This window comes from Kitasatospora sp. NPDC001132, assembly GCF_053598415.1.
On record NZ_JBSFKF010000030.1, the window covers coordinates 83,941 to 103,177 of the forward strand.

Annotated in this window: 14 protein-coding genes; 11 read left to right on the forward strand and 3 right to left on the reverse strand. The window is 74.5% G+C overall.

Annotation, left to right across the window (positions count from 1 at the left end):
- The first annotated feature begins 340 nt into the window (after positions 1-340).
- On the forward strand, positions 341-1,630 hold the full coding sequence (locus tag ACWDBE_RS30505; protein WP_449809608.1) for an MFS transporter: 1,290 nt from the start codon (positions 341-343) through the stop codon (positions 1,628-1,630).
- 45 nt (positions 1,631-1,675) lie between these two features.
- Here the strand turns inward: ACWDBE_RS30505 and ACWDBE_RS30510 are convergent, their stop codons facing one another.
- Complete coding sequence (locus ACWDBE_RS30510) at positions 1,676-2,194, reverse strand: GNAT family N-acetyltransferase (RefSeq protein ID WP_449791428.1); 519 nt, start codon at positions 2,192-2,194, stop codon at positions 1,676-1,678.
- A gap of 46 nt (positions 2,195-2,240) precedes the next feature.
- On the opposite strand from ACWDBE_RS30510, the gene thpR reads away from it, so the two are divergent.
- Positions 2,241-2,828, forward strand: a complete 588-nt coding sequence (gene thpR / locus ACWDBE_RS30515; protein WP_449791429.1) for an RNA 2',3'-cyclic phosphodiesterase — start codon at positions 2,241-2,243, stop codon at positions 2,826-2,828.
- Positions 2,829-3,073: 245 nt separating this feature from the next.
- Here thpR and serC read toward each other — a convergent pair whose 3' ends face one another.
- The gene (gene serC, locus ACWDBE_RS30520) at positions 3,074-4,192 is read right to left on the reverse strand and encodes a phosphoserine transaminase (RefSeq protein ID WP_449791430.1); all 1,119 of its coding nucleotides are present in this window, start codon (positions 4,190-4,192) and stop codon (positions 3,074-3,076) included.
- Between the two features lie 174 nt (positions 4,193-4,366).
- On the reverse strand, positions 4,367-5,467 hold the full coding sequence (locus tag ACWDBE_RS30525) for a citrate synthase 2 (protein WP_360348291.1): 1,101 nt from the start codon (positions 5,465-5,467) through the stop codon (positions 4,367-4,369).
- A 417-nt stretch (positions 5,468-5,884) separates the two neighbouring features.
- Between ACWDBE_RS30525 and pdxH the strand changes: the two genes are divergently transcribed.
- From pdxH to ACWDBE_RS30570, 9 genes are all read left to right on the forward strand, one after another.
- The gene (gene pdxH / locus ACWDBE_RS30530; protein ID WP_449791486.1) at positions 5,885-6,517 is read left to right on the forward strand and encodes a pyridoxamine 5'-phosphate oxidase; all 633 of its coding nucleotides are present in this window, start codon (positions 5,885-5,887) and stop codon (positions 6,515-6,517) included.
- A 144-nt stretch (positions 6,518-6,661) separates the two neighbouring features.
- On the forward strand, positions 6,662-6,853 hold the full coding sequence (gene fxsA / locus ACWDBE_RS30535) for an FxSxx-COOH cyclophane-containing RiPP peptide (RefSeq protein WP_392882446.1): 192 nt from the start codon (positions 6,662-6,664) through the stop codon (positions 6,851-6,853).
- Positions 6,854-7,136: 283 nt separating this feature from the next.
- Positions 7,137-8,567 carry a TIR-like protein FxsC gene (locus ACWDBE_RS30540; protein ID WP_449809603.1) on the forward strand — a complete coding sequence of 477 codons (1,431 nt, stop codon included), beginning with the start codon at positions 7,137-7,139 and terminating at the stop codon, positions 8,565-8,567.
- Positions 8,557-12,570, forward strand: a complete 4,014-nt coding sequence (fxsT, locus tag ACWDBE_RS30545; RefSeq protein ID WP_449791432.1) for an FxSxx-COOH system tetratricopeptide repeat protein — start codon at positions 8,557-8,559, stop codon at positions 12,568-12,570. Before ACWDBE_RS30540 ends, fxsT begins: the two co-directional genes overlap by 11 nt.
- Before the next feature lie 110 nt (positions 12,571-12,680).
- The gene (locus ACWDBE_RS30550; protein ID WP_449809604.1) at positions 12,681-13,913 is read left to right on the forward strand and encodes an FxsB family cyclophane-forming radical SAM/SPASM peptide maturase; all 1,233 of its coding nucleotides are present in this window, start codon (positions 12,681-12,683) and stop codon (positions 13,911-13,913) included.
- Positions 13,914-14,068: 155 nt separating this feature from the next.
- A complete protein-coding gene (locus tag ACWDBE_RS30555; protein WP_449809605.1) occupies positions 14,069-15,226 on the forward strand; it encodes an aKG-HExxH-type peptide beta-hydroxylase in 1,158 nt (385 codons plus the stop codon).
- Between the two features lie 363 nt (positions 15,227-15,589).
- Positions 15,590-15,775: a hypothetical protein gene (locus ACWDBE_RS30560; RefSeq protein WP_359913873.1), complete on the forward strand. Its 186-nt coding sequence runs from the start codon at positions 15,590-15,592 to the stop codon at positions 15,773-15,775.
- Positions 15,776-15,833: 58 nt separating this feature from the next.
- The gene (locus ACWDBE_RS30565; RefSeq protein ID WP_449809606.1) at positions 15,834-18,254 is read left to right on the forward strand and encodes an FxsB family cyclophane-forming radical SAM/SPASM peptide maturase; all 2,421 of its coding nucleotides are present in this window, start codon (positions 15,834-15,836) and stop codon (positions 18,252-18,254) included.
- Positions 18,255-18,414: 160 nt separating this feature from the next.
- A complete protein-coding gene (locus ACWDBE_RS30570) occupies positions 18,415-19,128 on the forward strand; it encodes an aminoglycoside N(3)-acetyltransferase (protein WP_449809607.1) in 714 nt (237 codons plus the stop codon).
- Positions 19,129-19,237: the final 109 nt, after the last annotated feature.

Sequence of the window (19,237 nt, forward strand, 5' to 3'; positions counted from 1 at the left end):
ACCACCAACTTAACACCACCCCCCCCACCCCCCCCCCCATCAACCAACCTCCACCCCCGCCCCGGCCCCGACCGCCCCGCCCCCCCCCCCGCCGCGAGGGGAGACCACCGTGACACCGCCGGCCGCAGCCAGCGCCGCCGCCATCCGTACCGACGATCCGACCACCGACCCCGCCGCGGCGAGCGCCGCGGCCGCCGACGCCCAGGCACCCGCCCCCACGGGGCTGCCCGGCAACGGCGACGACGACCCCGACGAACGCACCGCGGCGGACCCCGCCGCTCAGGGCCGCACCCACTCGGCCTCGTCTCCCACAGGTGCCGAATTCACCCGGCCCGGGGGGATGTTCTCCTCACTGCGCGTTCGCAACTACCGCTACTACTTCGCCGGCCAGGTGGTGTCCAACACCGGCACCTGGATGCAGCGGATCGCCCAGGACTGGCTGGTGCTGAGCCTCACCGGCAGTCCGCTCGCGGTCGGCATCACCACCGCCATGCAGTTCCTGCCGATGCTGCTGCTCGGCCTGTTCGGCGGCGTGCTCGCGGACCGGATGCCCAAGCGCCGGCTGCTGATCTACACCCAGGGCGCGATGGGCCTGCTGGCCGCCGGCCTCGCGGCGCTGACCGTCGGCGGCGTGGTGACGCCGTACTACGTGTACTTCTTCGCGCTGCTGCTCGGCCTGGTCACCGTGGTGGACAACCCGACCCGGCAGGCCTTCGTCTCCGAGATGGTCGGGCCCAAGGACCTCGCCAACGCCGTCAGCCTGAACGCCGCCAACTTCCAGACCGCCCGGCTGGTCGGCCCCGCCGTCGCGGGCCTGCTGATCGCCGCGGTCGGCAGCGGCTGGGCGTTCGCCGTCAACGCGCTGTCCTTCGCCGCCGTGATCGGCGGGCTGCTCGCGATGCGGGAGAGCGAACTGCGCCCGACCGAGCCGATCGCCCGCGAGAAGGGGCAGTTGCGCGAGGGCCTGCGGTACGTGAGGGAGCGGCCCGAGCTGCTCTGGCCGATGGTGCTGGCCGGGTTCATCGGCACCTTCGGCTTCAACTTCCCGACGCTGCTCTCCGGTTTCGCGTACGACACCTTCGAGGTGGGCGCCGGCCAGTACGGCCTGCTGAACACCGCGATGGCGATCGGTTCGCTGACCGGCGCGCTGCTCGCCGCCCGCAGGGGCGTGCCGCGGCTGCGCCGGCTGGTCGGTGCGGCGCTGGCCTTCGGCGCGCTGGAGGTGGTCGCCGCGTTCGCGCCCGACTACTGGACCTTCGCGCTGCTGCTGATGCTGATCGGGGTGTTCGGGCTGAGCTTCAACACCTCGGTCAACTCCACGCTGCAGCTGGCCACCGACCCCGAGATGCGCGGTCGGGTGATGGGCCTGCTGGTGCTGGTCTTCACCGGCGGCACGCCGATCGGCGCCCCGGTCGTCGGCTGGGTGACCGCCTCGTACGGGCCCCGGCTCGGCCTGCTGGCCTGCGGACTGGTGTCCGCGGCGGCGGCCGGCGTGGTGGGCCTGGTGCTGGCCCGCAGCGCGGACCTGCGGGTGCGCTTCGACCTGCACCCGGGCCGCGGCGGCCGGGTGGTGGCCTTCGTGCCGCGGACCGGCGCGGCGAGCAAGTCGGAGCTGGCCCCGGCCTGCTGACGGAACGTCGGGCCCCCGGACGTGTGTCCGGGGGCCCGCGGTGGTTCAGAGGCGGATCTCCAGCACCTGGCCGGGCCAGACGCCGTTCGGCTGGTCGACCTCGAACGCCACGGTCTCGGTGAAGCCGAGCGCCCGGTACCGGCCGACCAGCTTGCGGTCGGCGCCGCCGTAGCAGTCCACCCGCAGCAGGCCGATGCCGCGTCGGCGGGCCTCCTCGACCGCGTCGGCGATCAGCGCGGCGCCGATGCCGGAGCCCTTGCGGTCGCGGTCGGTGACCAGGTTGCGGACGTACAGCTCGCGCTCGTCCACGGCGGGGATCCACCGGCCGCGGTCCTCGGAGAGCACGCAGCAGCCGACCGTACGGCCGTCCTCGTCCACGGCGAGGCGGATCAGGAACGGCTCCTCGGCGTACGAGGAGACCTGGTCGATCCGGGCCTGGATGGTGCTGAACGGCTGGTCGCCCCACTGGCCGGTGCGGCCCTGGGCGGTCAGCCAGGAGACGGCGCCGTCGAGCAGCGACAGGATGTCGGGGACGTCCGCGGACCCCCCGTTGCGGATCTTCATGGGAGAACGTTCTACCCCAGCCGGCCGGGCGCGGGAAGATGGGCCCATGAGGTTGTTCGTGGCGGTGCTGCCGTCGGTCGAGGCGTTGCAGGGGCTCGCCGACGCGGTCGCGCCGGTGCGGGAGCTGCCCGGGGCGGAGCGGCTGCGCTGGACCGGCGTCGAGGGCTGGCACCTGACCCTGGCCTTCCTGGGCGAGGTGCCGGCCGGGAGCCTGCCGGAGCTGGAGGCCGGCCTGGCCGCCGTCGCCGAGGTCCACCCGGTGCACCGGCTGCGGATCGCGGGCGCGGGCCGGTTCGGCGACCGGGTGCTCTGGGCCGGGGTCGAGGGCCAGGCCTGGGCGCTGCGGCGGCTGGCCGACGCCGTCACGGGGGCCACCGCCGAGGTCACCGGGGCGACCGACGACTTCGCCTTCCACCCGCACCTCACCCTCGCCCGGGCCGGCTCCTCGCGCGGTCACCGGCGGGCCGTGCAGCGGGTCGCGGCGGCCGAGCTGGACGGCCTGGTGGCGGCGCTGGCCGACTACCGGGGGCCGGAGTGGGACGCGGCCGAGCTGCACCTGGTGCGCAGCGACCTGGGCGGCGGCTTCGCGCACTACGAGACGCTCCGCTCCTGGGCGCTGGCGGACTGGAGCTGAGCTCCCCGGAAGGGGCCCGGCGAGGGGCCCGGGCGGAGTACGGGATGAGCCGGAGGTACGCTCGTTGACCGTGGATCCCAAGACTCGTATGCGCATCGTCTCCGGCACCCTGGTGCTGATGCTGGTCGTCGTGCTGATCAGCTCGCTGGTCGGCCGCTAGGCACCTCCGGCCTCCCGGCCCCGGAACGGCGAGAGGGCCACCGCCCGTCGGCGGTGGCCCTCGGTCGTGTCCTCGGGGGACGGGGTCAGAGCTGCTCGACCACGTAGTCGATGCAGTGGGTGAGCGCCTCGACGTCCGCCGGGTCGATCGCCGGGAACATCGCGATGCGCAGCTGGTTGCGGCCCAGCTTGCGGTACGGCTCGGTGTCCACGATGCCGTTGGCACGCAGTGCCTTGGCGACCGCGGCGGCGTCCACCGACTCGTCGAAGTCGATGGTGCCGACCACCTGGGAGCGCTCGGCCGGGTTCGCCACGAAGGGGGTGGCGTAGGAGGACTTCTCGGCCCAGGAGTACAGCCGGGACGAGGAGTCGGCGGTGCGGGCGACCGCCCAGTCCAGCCCGCCGTTGCCGTTCATCCACTCCAGCTGGTCGGCCAGCAGGAAGAGGGTGGAGAGCGACGGGGTGTTGTACGTCTGGTCCTTCGACGAGTTGTCGATGGCCGTCGGCAGCGAGAAGAACGGCGGGATGTAGCGGCCGGAGGCGGCGATCTCGGCGGCGCGCTCCAGGGCGGCCGGGGAGAAGGTGGCCAGCCAGAGGCCGCCCTCGGAGGCGAAGGACTTCTGCGGGGCGAAGTAGTAGACGTCCGTCTCGGTGATGTCCACCGGCAGGCCGCCGGCGCCCGAGGTGGCGTCCACCAGCACCAGCGAGCCCTCGTCCGTGCCGGCCGGGCGCCGGATCGGCATCGCGACGCCGGTCGAGGTCTCGTTGTGGGTGAGCGCGTAGACGTCCACGCCGGCCTCGGCGACCGGCAGCGGGTGGGTGCCCGGGGCGGTCTTGATCACGCTCGGCTCGCCGAGCCAGGGCGCGGCCGCGACCGAGGAGGCGAACTTCGAGGAGAACTCGCCGAAGTCGAGGTGCTGGGACTTCGCCCGGACCAGGCCGAAGGCGGCGATGTCCCAGAAGGCGGTGGAGCCGCCGTTGCCGAGGACGACCTGGTAGCCGTCCGGCAGCGAGAAGAGGCTGCTCACGCCCTCGCGCACGCGCTTGACCACGTTCTTGACCGGGGCCTGGCGGTGTGAGGTGCCGAGCAGGGAGGCCTGGGTGGCGGCGAGGGCACTCAGGGCCTCGGGGCGCACCTTGGACGGTCCGCAGCCGAAACGGCCGTCTGCGGGCTTGATGTCAGCGGGGATCTGGATCTGAGCCACGGGCGCAGCCTACCGGCCGGGGGCCCGGCGGAGGTACGGCCGTCCGCCCGCTGAGACTGGGGTCCCGGCCGTCCCGGAACCACCCGGGGACGCGCGGCAGCGGGCCCGGCCGGAGCCGGACCCGCTGCTCAGGGGCACTGACCGGACGCTCGTCCGGTATCGCGCCGCGGGGGATCAGTGGGCGATGGCGTCCCAGCCCTCGATCTCCTCGGGGCGGCGCGGGCCGGGGCCGACGTAGCGCGCGGAGGGGCGCACGAGCCGGCCCGTGCGCTTCTGCTCCAGGATGTGCGCCGACCAACCCGCCGTGCGCGCGCAGGTGAACATCGAGGTGAACATGTGCGCCGGGACCTCGGCGAAGTCCAGCATGATGGCGGCCCAGAACTCGACGTTGGTGGCCAGCACGCGGTCGGGGCGGCGGTTGTGCAGCTCCTCCAACGCGGCCTTCTCCAGGGCCTCGGCGACCTCGAAGCGCGGCGCGCCGAGCTCCTTGGCGGTGCGGCGCAGCACCCGGGCGCGCGGGTCCTCGGCGCGGTAGACGCGGTGGCCGAAGCCCATCAGGCGCTCGCCCTTGTCCAGCGCGTTCTTGACCCAGGCGGTCGCGTCGCCGGTGCGCTCGATCTCCTCGATCATGCCGAGCACGCGGGACGGGGCGCCGCCGTGCAGCGGGCCGGACATCGCGCCGACCGCGCCGGAGAGGGCGGCCGCGACGTCGGCGCCGGTGGAGGCGATGACCCGGGCGGTGAAGGTGGAGGCGTTCATGCCGTGCTCGGCGGCCGAGGTCCAGTAGGCGTCGACGGCCTTGACGTGCTTCGGGTCCGGCTCGCCGCGCCAGCGGATCATGAACCGCTCGACGACCGTCTCGGCCTTGTCGATCTCGCTCTGCGGGACCATCGGCAGGCCCTGGCCGCGGGCCGACTGGGCGACGTAGGACAGGGCCATCACGGCGGCCCGGGCGAGGTCGTCGCGGGCCTGCTCGGCGTCGATGTCCAGCAGCGGCTTGAGGCCCCAGACCGGGGCGAGCATGGCGAGGGCGGACTGCACGTCGACGCGGATGTCGCCGGAGTGCACCGGGATCGGGAACGGCTCCGCGGCCGGCAGGCCGGGGTTGAACTTGCCGTCCACCAGCAGGCCCCAGACGTGGCCGAAGGAGACGTTGCCCACCAGGTCGTCGATGTCGACACCGCGGTACCGCAGGGCGCCGCCCTCGCGGTCGGGTTCGGCGATCTCGCTCTCGAACGCGACGACTCCCTCAAGCCCGGGTACGAAGTCGGACATGCGACGGCTCCTTGAGTTCTGCGATCGGCGCTCCGCCGTGGTGGGGCGGCGCGCCAGTGACCGAATGGTGTTTGGCACTCGGTGCCAGAGTGACAGGCACGGGGTGCATTGCGCCATACACCACCGTGGTGATGTTTCCCGTCGTCCCGCTTGACCTTCCCGCGGGCGGGCCGGCCCGCCCGGGGAGGCCGCGGAACGAAACGCCCGGTTCCGGACAATTCCCCGCAGGGCGGGCGGCCGACCGGTGGCGGGTCACCTCATCTCCCACCGAGGTTTGTCCGGAGGTAGCGGTGCCCGTTGCTTGTCGTACGGGATGATGTTGGCGTGCAGACCCCGGATCGCGCCCAGTCGACGCCCCTGAGCCCCGCCAACCGGATCCTGGCCGACGAGGCCCGCCCAGGCCCGGACCTCACCGTGATGCGCAAGCACTACAGTCACGAGGGCCTGGTCGAGGAGCAGCTCGCGCCCGAGCCGATCGGCCAGTTCACCCGATGGTTCCACGAGGCGGACGACGCCGGCGTGGTGGAGCCCAACGCGATGGTGCTCTCCACCGCCGACGCCCAGGGGCGGCCCAGCTCCCGCACCGTCCTGCTCAAGGGCTACGACCTGCGGGGCTTCGTGTTCTTCACCAACTACGGCTCCCGCAAGGGCTCCGAGCTGGCCGCCAACCCGTACGCGGGGCTGCTGTTCCCGTGGATCGCGCTGGCCCGCCAGGTGATCGTCCAGGGCCGGGTGGAGAAGGTCGGCCGGGACGAGACCGCCGCCTACTTCCGCACCCGCCCGCACGGCTCCCAGCTGGGCGCCTGGGCCAGCGAGCAGTCCAGCCCGGTCGACAGCCGGGAGGTGCTCGAACGGCGCTACGCCGAGCTGGAGCGCCGCTACCCGGAGGGCGAGGGCGTGCCCGTCCCGCCGTTCTGGGGCGGGTACCGGGTGGTCCCGCAGAGCGTCGAGTTCTGGCAGGGCCGGGAGAACCGGCTGCACGACCGGCTCCGCTACGTCGCCGACCCCGCCGCCCCGACGGGCTGGCGGGTGGAGCGGCTCTGCCCGTGATCCGTTCGGCCCATCAGCTCCGCGCGGCGCCCGCGCTGAGCTGATGGGGCGTCACTCCCCGGGTGTAGGATGCCCGTCGCGGACCTGGGTCGATGCACCTTCGGCCAACAGCCCGCTGTGCCGACACGATCGAGTGAGGGACTGATGGGCGTCACCGGTGCGGAAACCGCCGCTGGACTCGGCTCTGACCTGGTCGACGTCGCCGCCCTGTCGCTCGACGAACTCGAAGCCCTGCCCGACACCGTCCTCGGCGACCTGCTGCGCCGGGTGGTCGCGGACGCCCTGACCCCCGGCGCCGAGCCGCTCGCCGCCTTCCAGTCGGCGCTCGACCGGTAGGTTGCCCCGCCGCCGGCATTCCGCCCGCGGCACCCCGCCGGAGGGCCCCGCCGGCAGCGCTCGACCGGTGGCACCCGTTGATTCCGTCGGTGCGCCCCGCGATCCCGTCCGCGCGCCCCCGGGCGCCGGAGCACCGCGGGCCGTCCGTGTGCGCCTGACCACCGGCTAAACCACCCGCGGTACCGAATCCTCCAACTTGCCAGCGGCGCCGGGGGAGTTCGCGACATGCTGGGGTATGAAACCAGCGCCGTCGCGGACCGTCGGGGCACGGGGGGAACAGGTGATGGGGCAGGAACAGCAAAGGCCGTACTTCTTCTTCAGCTACGCGCGTCGGGACTTCGAGGCCGAGGACGCCTTCGTCAACCAGTTCTTCAACGACCTGCGGGACGAACTCGGCCGACTGCTCGGGGTGGCCGTCCGGGCCGAGGAGCTCGCCTTCCGTGACACCGAGCAGCTGCGCCTCGGCGACGACTGGGCCGAGCGGCTGGCGACGATGCTGGGCCGCAGCCGGACCATGATCGCGCTCTACTCCCCGGCCTACTTCGCCAGCCTCTACTGCGGCAAGGAGTGGACCGCCTTCCGCGGCCGGGTGCGGCGCCACCACGAGGACACCGGGGAGCTCGTCCCGGCGCTGATCCCGGTGCTCTGGGAGCCCGTCGGCTCGGGCGAACTGGCCGCCGAGGTGACCAAGGTCCAGTGGGTCCAGCCGGACATGGGCGAGGCCTACGCCCGGCACGGCCTGCGGGCCCTGCTGCGCACCGCGCAGAGCGGGGCGTACGAGCAGGTCGTCCGGGTGGTCGCGGAGCGGGTGCGGGACGCGGCCGCGCGGCGGCTCGGCGAACTGCCCGAGTTCGACCTGGGCGCGGTGCGCGGCTACTTCCCGCCCCCGGCCGCGCCGGAGCCGGCGCCCAGCCCCGGGATGGTGCGGCTGTTCATCGCCGCAGGGAGCGCCCCGGAGGCCGCCGCGCAGGGCGGCTCGTACACGGGTGGCTGGTACGGGGCCAAGCCCTGGCACTGGGCGCCCTACTACCCGCCCGCCCGGCCGTCCCTGGCGGCCCGCGCCCAGCAGGTGATCACCGCGGCCGGGCACACCACCACGCTGGAGGAGATCGGCCCGGGCCTCGGCAGGAAGCTCGACCAGGCCCGGGAGGACAGCCAGGTCAGCGTGCTGCTGGTCGACCCGTGGGTGGCCGGCAGCGGCCGCTACCGGGCCGTGCTGAGCGAGTACGACGACCAGAACCACCCGGTCACCGGCGTGGTGGTGCCGATCGGCAGCAACGACCCGGACGGGGAGCGCGAAGCGCCGTGGACCGGCGTGCGCGGCGTGTTCCGCCGCAACTGGTTGCGCCGGAGCGACCTGGAGCACTTGTTCCGGGTGCGCGTGAACCAGGAGAGCTTCGACAACGACCTCACCATCATGGTGACGGTCGCCCAGAACAAGCTCATGGACGACAACCTCGATTGGGGAGACGATGGCGGGGACGCCTTCGGCCTCGGCCCGGAAGGCGACGCCTTCGGCTTCGGCGACGGCCCGAACATGCCCGGGCTGACCATCCCGGCCGGTCCGTCAGGGCGGTCCGGGCCCTCGGGTCCGCGCCAGGGCCGACCGCCCGCGCAGCACCACCCCGACCCCGATCCACCGGAACTGCCCGGCCAGCGCCGGGGCCAGGACGATGCCGTCCCGCTGAGGGGAGACCAGGACGATGACCACTGAGCCCGGCGCAGAGCTGGAGCGCGGCGGACCGGGATCGGTCGTCACGTTCTACTCCTTCAAGGGCGGCACCGGCCGCACCATGGCGCTCGCCAACGTCGGCTGGATCCTCGCCAGCCGCGGCCTGCGCGTCCTGGTCGTCGACTGGGACCTGGAGGCGCCCGGCCTCCACCGCTACTACCACCCGCTGCTGGTCGACCCGGAACTCCACTCCACCGAAGGCCTGATCGACCTGCTGCGCTCCTACGTCAAGCAGGCGCTGCCCTCCGCCAGCGGGCCGGTCGGGCAGTCCCCGGCCGACTGGCTGGACGAGCCCGGTCGCCTGGAGGGCTACGTCTGCGGCCTCGCCCTCGACCTGCCGCCCGGCGGCCGGCTCGACTTCCTGCCCGCCGGCCGGCAGAACGCCGCCTACGCCGCCGCCGTCACCACCTTCAACTGGCGCAGCTTCTACCACGGCCGGGACATCCGCGGCGGCGAGTTCCTGCGCGAGCTGCGCGAACGCTGGGCCCGCGAGTACGACTACGTGCTCATCGACAGCCGCACCGGCGTCAGCGACACCTCCGGCATCTGCACCGTCCTGATGCCCGACACCGTGGTGGACTGCTTCACCTTCAGCGCCCAGAACATCCGCGGCGGCGTCGACGCCGCCCGCGCCATCGCCGAGGCCGAGGAGCGGGCGATCCGGGTCCTGCCGGTGCCGATGCGGGTGGAGGACGCCGAGCAGGAGCGCCTGGAGGCCGGCCGGGACTTCGCCCGCGAGGCCTTCGCCCCCTACCTCGGCCGCTGGCTGGCCGGTGACCGCCGCGCCGGCTACTGGGCCGACGTCGAGGTGCCGTACAAGCCCTTCTACGCGTACGAGGAGGTGCCCGCCACCGTCGCCGACCGGCCGCAGGAGGCCCGCAGCCTGCTCAACGCCTTCGAACGGCTGGCCGGTTGGATCACCGACGGCCGGGTCCGCACCCTGCGCCCGCTCACCGCCGAGACCCGCCGCCGGCTCTACGGCGCCTACCTGCGCTCCGCCCGCGCGGTACCGCGCCAGGTGTTCGTCAGCTACGCGCCGGAGGACCGGATGTGGGCCGAGTGGGCCGCCGGGACGCTCACCCGCTTCGGCTACCAGGCCTCCCTGCACAGCGCCGCCGAACCGTACACGGGCCCCCGGCCGCCCGAGGTCGCCGGGCCGGTCGACGGCCAGGGCCGGCTGCTCGCGCTGCTCTCGCCCGAGTACACCGCGCTGCCCCGGGCCGCCGAGGTCTGGCAGCTCCTCCAGGGGCGCGAACTGACCTCCGGATCACCGGCGTTGGTCTCCTTCCGACTCCAGGACTCGGACGAGCCGGTGCCCCGCCCGTTCGCCGGGCAGCCGGTGCCCGACCTGGTCCGCTCCTCCGCGGTCGGCGCCGAGTCCCAGCTCTACGCCGAACTCGGCCCGCCTCCCGGCAGCAACCGGCAACTCGACACCGACAGCGGTGAGTTCGCCGCCCCCGCACGGTTTCCGGGCACCGCCCCGCAGGTCCAGGACGCGCCCTCGCGCAACGCCGCCTTCATCGGCCGCGGCAAGCTCCTGGAACTGCTCCGCAACCGCTTCACCGGCGGCCCCGCCGCCGTGCTCAGCCAGGTGCTCTACGGCTTCGGCGGCGCCGGCAAGTCCCAGATCGCCGCCGAGTACGCGCACCGCTTCAAGGCCGCCTACGACGTGATCTGGTGGGTGCCCGCCGAGGAGCCCGCCAACATCCCGCAGAAGCTCGCCGAGCTCGCGCCCCGGCTCGGCGTGCCCACCAGCGACGACGTCGCCCACACCGCCGCCGCCGTGCTCGACGCGCTGCGCCGCGGTCAGCCGTACCGCCGCTGGCTGCTCGTCTTCGACAACGCCGGCACCCCCGAGGAACTCGCCCCCTGGCAGCCGGCCGGCTCCTCCGGCGGGCACGTGCTGATCACCTCCCGCAACCAGGGCTGGGCCCGGCACGCCGGCCTGGTGGAGGTCGACGTCTTCCTCCGCGAGGAGAGCGTGCGGCTGCTGCGCCGCTTCAACGGCGGCCTCTCCGCGGAGGACGCCGACCAGGTCGCGCACCGCCTCGGCGACCTGCCGCTCGCCGTCGGCCAGGCCGCCGTCTGGCTCCAGGAGACGTCGATGCCGATCGCCACCTACCTCGAACTGCTCGACGAAGAGCTCACCGAGATGCTGGAACGCACCCGGCTGCGGGCCGCCGACTACCCGCACTCGGCCGCCGCGACCTGGCGCATCTCGGTCGAGGAACTGCGCCGGATGAACGCCCCGGCCGCCCAGATCCTGGAGATCTGCGCCTTCTTCGGCCCGGACGCCATCCCGATGCGGCTGCTCTACAGCCGGGCCGTCACCCGCGCCCTGCGGCTGCCCCCGCGCGCGCCCCGCGACAAGCTCGCGATCGGCGAGTTCCTGCGCGCCATCAACCGGTTCGGGCTCGCCCGCACCGACCAGGGCAGCGAGACCATCACCGTGCACCGGCTGGTCCAGGCGGTGCTGCGGGACCAGGTCGAGGAGGAGCGGCGGGCCGAACTGAGCGGCGTCGTCCACGCCGCCCTCGCCACCGCCAACCCCGGCGACCCGGACGTGCCCGCGAACTGGGCCGAGTACGCCGAACTCCTGCCCCACCTCTGGCCGTCCGGGGCGCTCGACAGCGCCGACGAGGACGTCCGGCAGTGGATCATCGACTCGGTGCGCTACCAGTGGAAGCGCAGCCTGCACGAGTCCGGCCGGGAGCTCGCCGAGCGGACCCTGGAGCACTGGCGCCAGGACGGCTACGGCGGGCCCGGCTTCGACGTCGACAACGACGCCCAGACGCTCATGCTGCGCACCCAGCTGAGCAACATCCGCCGCTCCCAGGGCGCCCTCCAGGAGGCGTACGAGACGGACCGGGACATCCTGGAGCGCTTCACCGCGACCCTGGGCCCGGAGCACTCGCACACCCTCGCCGTCGCCAACAGCCTCGGCGCCGACCTGCGCTTCCTCGGCCGCTACGACGAGGCCAGGGCGCTCGACCGCCGCACCCTGGACGCCGCCCGGCGCACCCTCGGCCCGGACCACCCGCGCACCCTGATGATCACCAACAACCTCGCCGTCTCCGACTACCTGGCCGGCGACCGCCGGGCCGCCCTGGAACGGCACCGCAGCAACTACCTCCAGCAGCGCGACGCGCTCGGCGCGCACAGCCTCTACGCGCTCTCCTCGGCCTCCAACTACGCCCGCGACCTGCGCGAGACCGGGCGGCTGCGGGAGGCCCTGGACCTGCTGGAGGAGACCGTCCGGATCTACCAGCAGACCATCGGGGACAGCCACACCGACACCCTGCGCGCCCGCAAGAACCTGGCCGTGGCGCTGCGCCGGGCCGGCCGGTACCACGAGGCCCTGGAGATCGACGAGGACATCTACCAGCGCTACCTGGACATCAACGGCCCCGAGCACCCCGACACCCTGGCGGCCGCCACCAACCTGGCCAGCGACCTCAACGCGCTCGGCGACACCGGGCGGGCGATCCCGCTGGCCGAGCGCGCGCTGGCGCGGTACCGCGACTACCTGGGCGAGAACCACCCGGTGACGCTGGCCGGCGCCAACAACCTCTCGGTGTACCTGCGGCTGGCGGGGCGCACGGCGGAGGCGCGCGAGCTGTCCGGCCGTACGCTGGCGCAGTTCCGCACCGTCCTCGGCGCGCACCACCTCTACATCCCGATCGCGATGATGAACCACGCCAACGACCTGGCGCTGGCCGGGGAACTCCGGGCCGCGCTCGAACTGGAGCTGGAGGCCGAGCCGTTGATGACCGACGCCCTCGGCCAGGACCACTACGACTCCATCGGCATCAACTCCAACCTCGCGCTGTCGCTGGCCGCCCTGGGGTACGCCGAGCGGGCCGCGGAGCTGCGGGCGGAGTGCATCCGGCGGGCGCGGTCGACCCTGGGGGAGGAGCACCCGACGACGATCGCGGTGCGGGCCGGGACACGGCTGGACTCGGACGTGGAGCCGCCGCACGTGTGACGGGTGATCAGCCGACTCGGTGGGCGGGCGGCGTGGCGGCCGGCGGTCGGCGGCGTGGCAGCCGGGCGGTCGGGCGGTCGGCGTGGCGGCCAGGCCGTAGGCTCACGGGCATGGTGCCGTTCCGGCAGTTCCTGCTGAAGATCCACAGTCGGTGCAACCTGGCGTGCGACTACTGCTACGTGTACGAGGGCGCGGACCAGAGCTGGCGCGGGCGGCCGCGGCGGATGGAGCTCGCGACCGTCCGTCGCACCGCCCGGCGGATCGACGAGCACGCGGCCGAGCACGGGCTGGACGAGGTGTCCGTGGTGCTGCACGGCGGCGAGCCGCTGCTCGTCGGCGCGGCCCATCTGGACGCACTGCTCGGCGAGTTGGCGGCTGTCCGGCCCCGGGTGCGGTTCACCGTGCAGACCAACGGGCTGCGGCTGCTGGACGAACCGGCGCTGCTCGGCGTGCTGCACCGCCACCGGGTCGCGGTCGGGGTCTCGCTGGACGGCACCCGGGCCGGCCACGACCGGCACCGGCGGCTGCCCTCCGGCGCGGGCAGCTGGGCGCGCACCGCCGAGGCGGTGCGGCTGCTCGGCTCGGAGCGGCACCGGGGGCTGTTCGCCGGGCTGCTGTGCGTCGTCGACCTGGCGTCGGACCCGGTGGCCACCTACGAGGCGCTGCTGGAGTTCGCGCCGCCCAGGGTCGACCTGCTGCTGCCGCACGCCACCTGGTGCGAGCCCCCGCCGGGCGTCCCGCCCCGGCCGGTGCCGGACGCGCCGCCGCCGGGCGGGGGGCCCGCGCCGTACGGGGAGTGGCTGATCGCCGCCTTCGACCGCTGGTACGGCGCGCCGCGTCGGGAGACCGGGGTCCGGCTGTTCGAGGAGCTGGCGGTGCTGCTGCTCGGCGGGCGGGCGGCCAGTGAGGCGGTCGGGCTGGCGCCCGTCGACCTGGTGGTGGTCGAGACGGACGGGGCGATCGAGCAGGCGGACAGCCTCAAGGCGGCCTACGACGGCGCCCCCGGGACCGGCCTGGACGTGTGGCGGCACGGCTTCGGGGAGGCGGGCGCGCACCCGGCCTTCCGGGCCCGCCAGCGCGGCCTCGCGGGCCTCGGGGCGGTCTGCACCGGGTGCCCGCTGGCCAGGGTCTGCGGCGGGGGCCTGTACGCGCACCGGTACGCGGGGGACGGCTTCGGGCACCCGTCGGTGTACTGCGCGGACCTGGACCGGCTGATCCGGCACATCGCGGAGCGGCTGCGGGCGGGGGTGGCGGGACTGGCGGGTTCGGCGGAGGCGGCGGGCGCGGCGGGATCGGCGGGATCGGCGGGATCGGCATCGGAGGCGCGGGTGGGGCCGAGGTGACGGCGGGGGCGGGGCGTCGGTTCACCCGTCCGGGTCATGCCCGGCCGCCGTCCGGCTGATCCGCACCCGCACGGGGAGACCGCGGGCGGATCCGGCGGGTTGGGCGAGGGGCCGGTCGACCTGGCCGGCAGCCGCACACATGAGGAGGAAGACCGGTGACGGGTACGGGCGAGGTGGTGGCGGCCGGGGTGCCGGGCGCGCGCGGGGCGGACGGACTGCCCCGGCACGGGGTGGACCGGGCGACGTTCCGGGCGATCGCGGGCGCGCGCGGCGGGCCGGAGGCCGTCCGGCTGCTGCGCGCGGGGCAGTTGAGCAAGCGGGCGCTGCTGCTGCTGGCGCTGCGCCGGTCGGCACCGGAGCACGACGGCTACCGGGAGGCGTACGCCCGGGTGCGGGCGCTGCAGCGGGACGACCGGGACGGCTGGGAAGAGGTGCTGCTGCGGCCGGAGTTGGACGCCTGGGCGGCCGACTGTCTGCGCGGCGCGGCGGCGGGGGAGGCCGTTGCGCTCGGCGGGCTGGGCGAGTTCCTCCGGTCGGGACCGGGGCCGGCCCTCGTGCTGGAGTGCGACGGGCTGCGCTGGACGCCGTCGGTCGACCACGCCGGTCCGCGCCGGGTGGACTACGGGCGCCCGCCGGCCGGGCCGCTCGCGGACGCCGAACTCGCTCGCTGGGAGCGGCGGTTGGCCGAGGCCTGGGAGATCATCGTGCGCCGCCACCGCCGTCATGCGCGGGCCCTCGCGGCCTGCGTGACCACCGTCGTGCCGCTGCTGCCGGCCCCCGGTGGGGAGGTCGTCAGCGCCGCCGCCCGGCGGGCGTACGGTGCGGTGGCGGCCTCGCTGCCGGACGATCCGGTGCTGCTCGCGCTCGCCCTGGTGCACGAGTTCCTGCACGTCCAACTCGGCGCGCTGATGGACCTGGTGCCGCTGCACCGCCCCAACGGTCCGGCGGTCTACCACGCTCCCTGGCGGCCCGACCCGCGTCCGGCCGGGGCGTTGCTCCAGGGGGCGTACGCGCACCTGGGTGTGGCGGACTTCTGGCGGGCGGAGGCGGCGGCCGGGGTGGCGGCGGGCGCGGGCGCGGCGCTCGGCTCGGGCGCGGGCTCGGGCGCGACGCTCGGCTCGGGCGCCGGTGATGCGGCGCGCGCGGCCCGTGCGCACGGGGAGTTCGCGCGCTGGCGGACGCACACCCTGGCGTCCGGGCAGACGCTCCTGAGCTGCGGCGAACTCACGCCGGACGGGCTGGAGTTCGCCAGGGAATTGGTGCGGGCCGTGGGGGAGCTCGGCGAGCCGGGGGGAGTGAATCCGGGGGAATGAATCCGGTGAGGCGCAGGCTTGACCGGATGGCGCGCTTGTGGGGGTTCTCTGCCGGGCACTCCCGGGGTGTGCCCAGGCGGCGGTCCACCTGTTCGTCCTGGCGGCGGGCCACAATTTCGCCCTGGCGGCGGTCCGTGTTTTCGCCCCGGCGACACGCTTCGGCGTGCGCCACGGCGAAGCGCGCGGCGGCTGAACAGGTGAATTCTGGTGGTACGGCGCGGGCTGTGGTGCGGCGTCGGCCGCCTGGGGAGCCCAAGGTGACTCCGAACGTGCCGCGCGGAGTCTTCGAGGGCACTACATTGGTCGCAACCGGGTGGGCTTACCCACCCTCGGCAGGTCCTAACCGCGCCTAAGGAAACGAACATGACTCCGGTAACCAGCATCAGGCCGGCCGGCAAGCTCACTGACCCTCAGGAGACGCCGGAACGCCCCTCGCTCGCCGATCTCGCCGCGCTCGGCGCGGAAGAGCTCGCCTCCCGGCTCCAGCGCGCGCTCCCCGGCGCGGAATCCGGCCTCGTGCCGGTCGCTGCCTTCAACTCCTCGATCTGACCCGGCCCGGAACACCGGGCGGAACCCAGACCGAGCCGAACCGAACAGTCCCAGCTCCATGACGACGTCGACTCCGCTGCCGCTGACGCAGTTCGTGGTCAAGATGCACAGCAGGTGCGATCTGGCCTGCGACCACTGCTACGTCTACGAGCACGCGGACAGCAGCTGGCGTTCCCGGCCGAAGGTCATCGCGGACGGGATCCTGGCCAAGGCCGCCGAGCGCATCGGCGAGCACGCGGCCGCCCACCGGTTGCCCGCCGTCCGGGTCGTCCTGCACGGGGGAGAACCCCTGCTCGCCGGCCCGGACCGCTTGCGCCGCGCCGCCGAGGCGCTCCGGGCGGCGCTCCCGCCCGGCTGCGCCCTCGACCTGCGCATCCACACCAACGGCGTGCTGCTGAGCCGGGACTTCTGCGCGCTGTTCGCGGAGCAGGAGATCAAGGTCGGCATCTCGCTGGACGGCGACAAGGCCGCCAACGACCGCCACCGCCGGTTCGCCGACGGACGCAGCAGCCACCCGCAGGTGCTGCGGGCCGTCGCCCTGCTGGACGAGCCCGAGTACCGGCACCTCTTCGTCGGGCTGCTGTGCACGATGGACGTCGAGAACGACCCGGCGGCCGTGTACCGGGCACTGGCCGAACTCCGGCCGCCCGCCGTGGACTTCCTGCTCCCGCACGCCACCTGGGACGAACCGCCCAAGCGCCCCGCCGCGCTCGGCGCCACCCCGTACGCCGACTGGCTGCTGACTGTCCACAGGCTGTGGGAAACGGACGGGCGGCCGTTCGCCGTACGGACCTTCGAGTCCGTGCACCGGACCCTGCGGGGGTTCTCCAGCCTCACCGAGTCGCTCGGTCTGGAGCCCTCCGACCTGGCGGTCCTGGAGACGGACGGGACCTTCGAGCAGGCCGACAGCCTGAAGACGGCGTACGACGGCGCGCCCGCCACCGGGCTGAACGTCTTCGCGCACAGCCTCGACGACCTCGCCCGCCACCCCGGCATCGCCGCCCGCCAGTCCGGCCTGGCCGGACTGAGCGAGGCCTGCCGCGCCTGCTCCGTGGTGCGCTCCTGCGGTGGCGGGCTGTACGCCCACCGCTATCGGAGCGACGATGGAGGAGGCAGCTTCGACCATCCCTCCGTCTACTGCGGTGATCTCATGACGTTCATCAACGGCATCGCGGGGAGCGGGAGTTCCGCCGGAGCTCCGGAGGCCGGTGTTCCGGTGCAGGCGGCCGGGTCGTCGCGGCCCGGTGCCGAGCGACTGCTGCCCGGCGCGCTCACCCCGCCCCAACTCGACGAGCTCGCCGCCGGATACGGGAGCGCGGACACCATCGCCGCGCTCGGCCGCTCCCAACTCGCCCTCACCCGGGCGATGCTGGCCGCCGCCTGGGACGCCTCCGGACAGGGGCGGGCCGAGGCGTGGGCCCTGCTGACCGAGCTCGACGCGGCGGCCCCCGCCGCCGTGGACGCCGTGCTCGCCCACCCGTACGCCCGCGCCTGGGCCGCCCGCCGGCTCGCCGGGGACCTCCCGGTCGGGCTCGGCCCGCTGGCCGCGCTCGCCGCGGCCGCCGCGGTGCGGGCCGGGCGGGGCGACACGGTCGCCGTGCCCGTCCGGGGCGGCCGGCTGCACCTGCCGACGCTCGGCGGCCTCGCCGTACCCGACGGCGAGGCCGTGGTCACCGGACGGGCGGACGGCTTCCAGGTGCGGGCGTCCGACGGATCCGTGCACACCGTGCTCGACGAGCCGCGGTGGCGGATCCGGCTGGCCGACGGCTGGACGGTCGTCCTGGAGGACACCGACCCGCTGCGGGACAGCCACGACCACCCCGTCGCCGACCGCCTCTCCGAGAGCGAACTGCTCGACTGGACGGGCGCGTTGCGCGAGGCCTGGGAGCTGCTCGGGCGGGACCTGCCCGGGTACGCGGAGGGCATCCGGGCCGGCCTGACGACGATCACCCCGTTGCGGCCCGGCCCGACCGGCCGGGACGTCAGCTCGGCGGCCCGGCAGGCGTACGGCGCCGTCGGCATCGCCCGGCCCGCCACCGCGCCGACCCTCGCCCTGCTGCTCGCCCACGAGTTCCAGCACGTCAAGCTCGGCGCGGTGCTGGACCTGACCGACCTGTACGACCGCGGCGACACCGCGTTGTACTTCGCCCCCTGGCGGCCCGACCCCCGGCCGCTCGAAGGGCTGCTCCAGGGCACGTACGCCCACCTGGCCGTCACCGAGTACTGGGGCACCCGCACCCTCGCGTACGACGGACTGCCGGGCTCGGCCGCCGACCGGGCGCGGGAACAGTTCGCGCTCTGGCGGCGGTACACCGCCGACGCCGTGGAGCGGCTGGCGTCGTCCGGATCCCTGACCGGGACCGGCCTGCGCTTCGCCGACGGCATGCGTGCCACCGTGGCACCCTGGCTCGCCCTGCCGCTGCCCGCAGCCGCCGAGCAGGCGGCCGACCGGGTACGGCGGGAACGGGCCGGGGTCTGACACCTCCCACCCGCGCCGCCCCGGGACCTCCCTCGCCCGGGGCCCTCAACCCCGGGGAAACGCCATCCTCACCGAACCCCGCGCCGGCGGCGTCGCCGTCGCCACCTCCGTCCACCCCCTCGTCCGCGACCTCCTCGAGCTCGGGGTCCGTCCGGGCACGGTGCTGCACGTCCAGGCGTCCCTGCGCGCCCTCGGACCGGTACCGGGCGGGGCGGCCGGTGTGGTCGAGGCCCTGCTCGAAGTCCTGGGCCCCGACGGCACCCTGGTCGCCTACACCGCCACGCCCGAGAACTCCGCCACCTCCCGCATCCACCAGTCCGCCACCGCCGGTCTCTCCCCGGCGGAGGTGGCCGACTACCAGGACCGGATGCCCCGCTTCGATCCGGCCACCACCCCGGCCTCGCCCTCCATGGGGGCGCTGTCGGAAGCGATCCGCTCGTGGCCGGGCGCGCTGCGCAGCCGCCACCCGCAGACCTCCTGGGCGGCCGTCGGCCGGCTCGCCCGGGAGATCACCGCCCACCATCCGCTGACCTCCCACCTCGGCCCGGAGTCGCCGCTCGGGCGGCTCTACGAACTGGACGCCCGGGTGCTGATGCTCGGCGTCCCGATGGACCGCTTCACCGCGTTCCACCTCGCCGACCTCCGCATGCCCGACGTGCCGGTGCGCGAGTACCGCTGCGTCGGGGAGGACGGCTGGACGGCCTTCCGGGCCGCTGACCTGGACGACCTCCACTTCGGCCGCCTCGGCGAGGAGGTCCTCCGGACCGCCCGCGGCATCACCACCGCCCGCATCGGCACCGCCGACTGCCGGCTCGTGCCGGTCCGGGAGGCCGTCGACCTCGCCGAGGCCGTCCTGCGGCGCGGCCGTCCCTGAAACCCGCTCCTTGTTCCCGCCGCCCGACAAGTGATCCCGCCGTTTCCCACCCCCCGCCCCCACACCCACCCCGCCTCCCCGCCCCCGTCGGCGCTTCGGCGGAGCCGAA

What these genes read in the sequence shown, in the direction of transcription:
- ACWDBE_RS30560 (WP_359913873.1), top strand. Translation starts at nt 15,590, where the DNA reads ATGACTCCGGTAACCAGCATCAGGCCGGCCGGCAAGCTCACTGACCCT.
- ACWDBE_RS30550 (WP_449809604.1), top strand. Translation starts at nt 12,681, where the DNA reads ATGGTGCCGTTCCGGCAGTTCCTGCTGAAGATCCACAGTCGGTGCAAC.
- pdxH (WP_449791486.1), top strand. Translation starts at nt 5,885, where the DNA reads ATGCGCAAGCACTACAGTCACGAGGGCCTGGTCGAGGAGCAGCTCGCG.
- ACWDBE_RS30510 (WP_449791428.1), bottom strand. Translation starts at nt 2,194, where the DNA reads ATGAAGATCCGCAACGGGGGGTCCGCGGACGTCCCCGACATCCTGTCG.
- ACWDBE_RS30540 (WP_449809603.1), top strand. Translation starts at nt 7,137, where the DNA reads ATGGGGCAGGAACAGCAAAGGCCGTACTTCTTCTTCAGCTACGCGCGT.
- thpR (WP_449791429.1), top strand. Translation starts at nt 2,241, where the DNA reads ATGAGGTTGTTCGTGGCGGTGCTGCCGTCGGTCGAGGCGTTGCAGGGG.
- ACWDBE_RS30505 (WP_449809608.1), top strand. Translation starts at nt 341, where the DNA reads ATGTTCTCCTCACTGCGCGTTCGCAACTACCGCTACTACTTCGCCGGC.
- ACWDBE_RS30525 (WP_360348291.1), bottom strand. Translation starts at nt 5,467, where the DNA reads ATGTCCGACTTCGTACCCGGGCTTGAGGGAGTCGTCGCGTTCGAGAGC.
- fxsT (WP_449791432.1), top strand. Translation starts at nt 8,557, where the DNA reads ATGACCACTGAGCCCGGCGCAGAGCTGGAGCGCGGCGGACCGGGATCG.
- fxsA (WP_392882446.1), top strand. Translation starts at nt 6,662, where the DNA reads ATGGGCGTCACCGGTGCGGAAACCGCCGCTGGACTCGGCTCTGACCTG.
- ACWDBE_RS30565 (WP_449809606.1), top strand. Translation starts at nt 15,834, where the DNA reads ATGACGACGTCGACTCCGCTGCCGCTGACGCAGTTCGTGGTCAAGATG.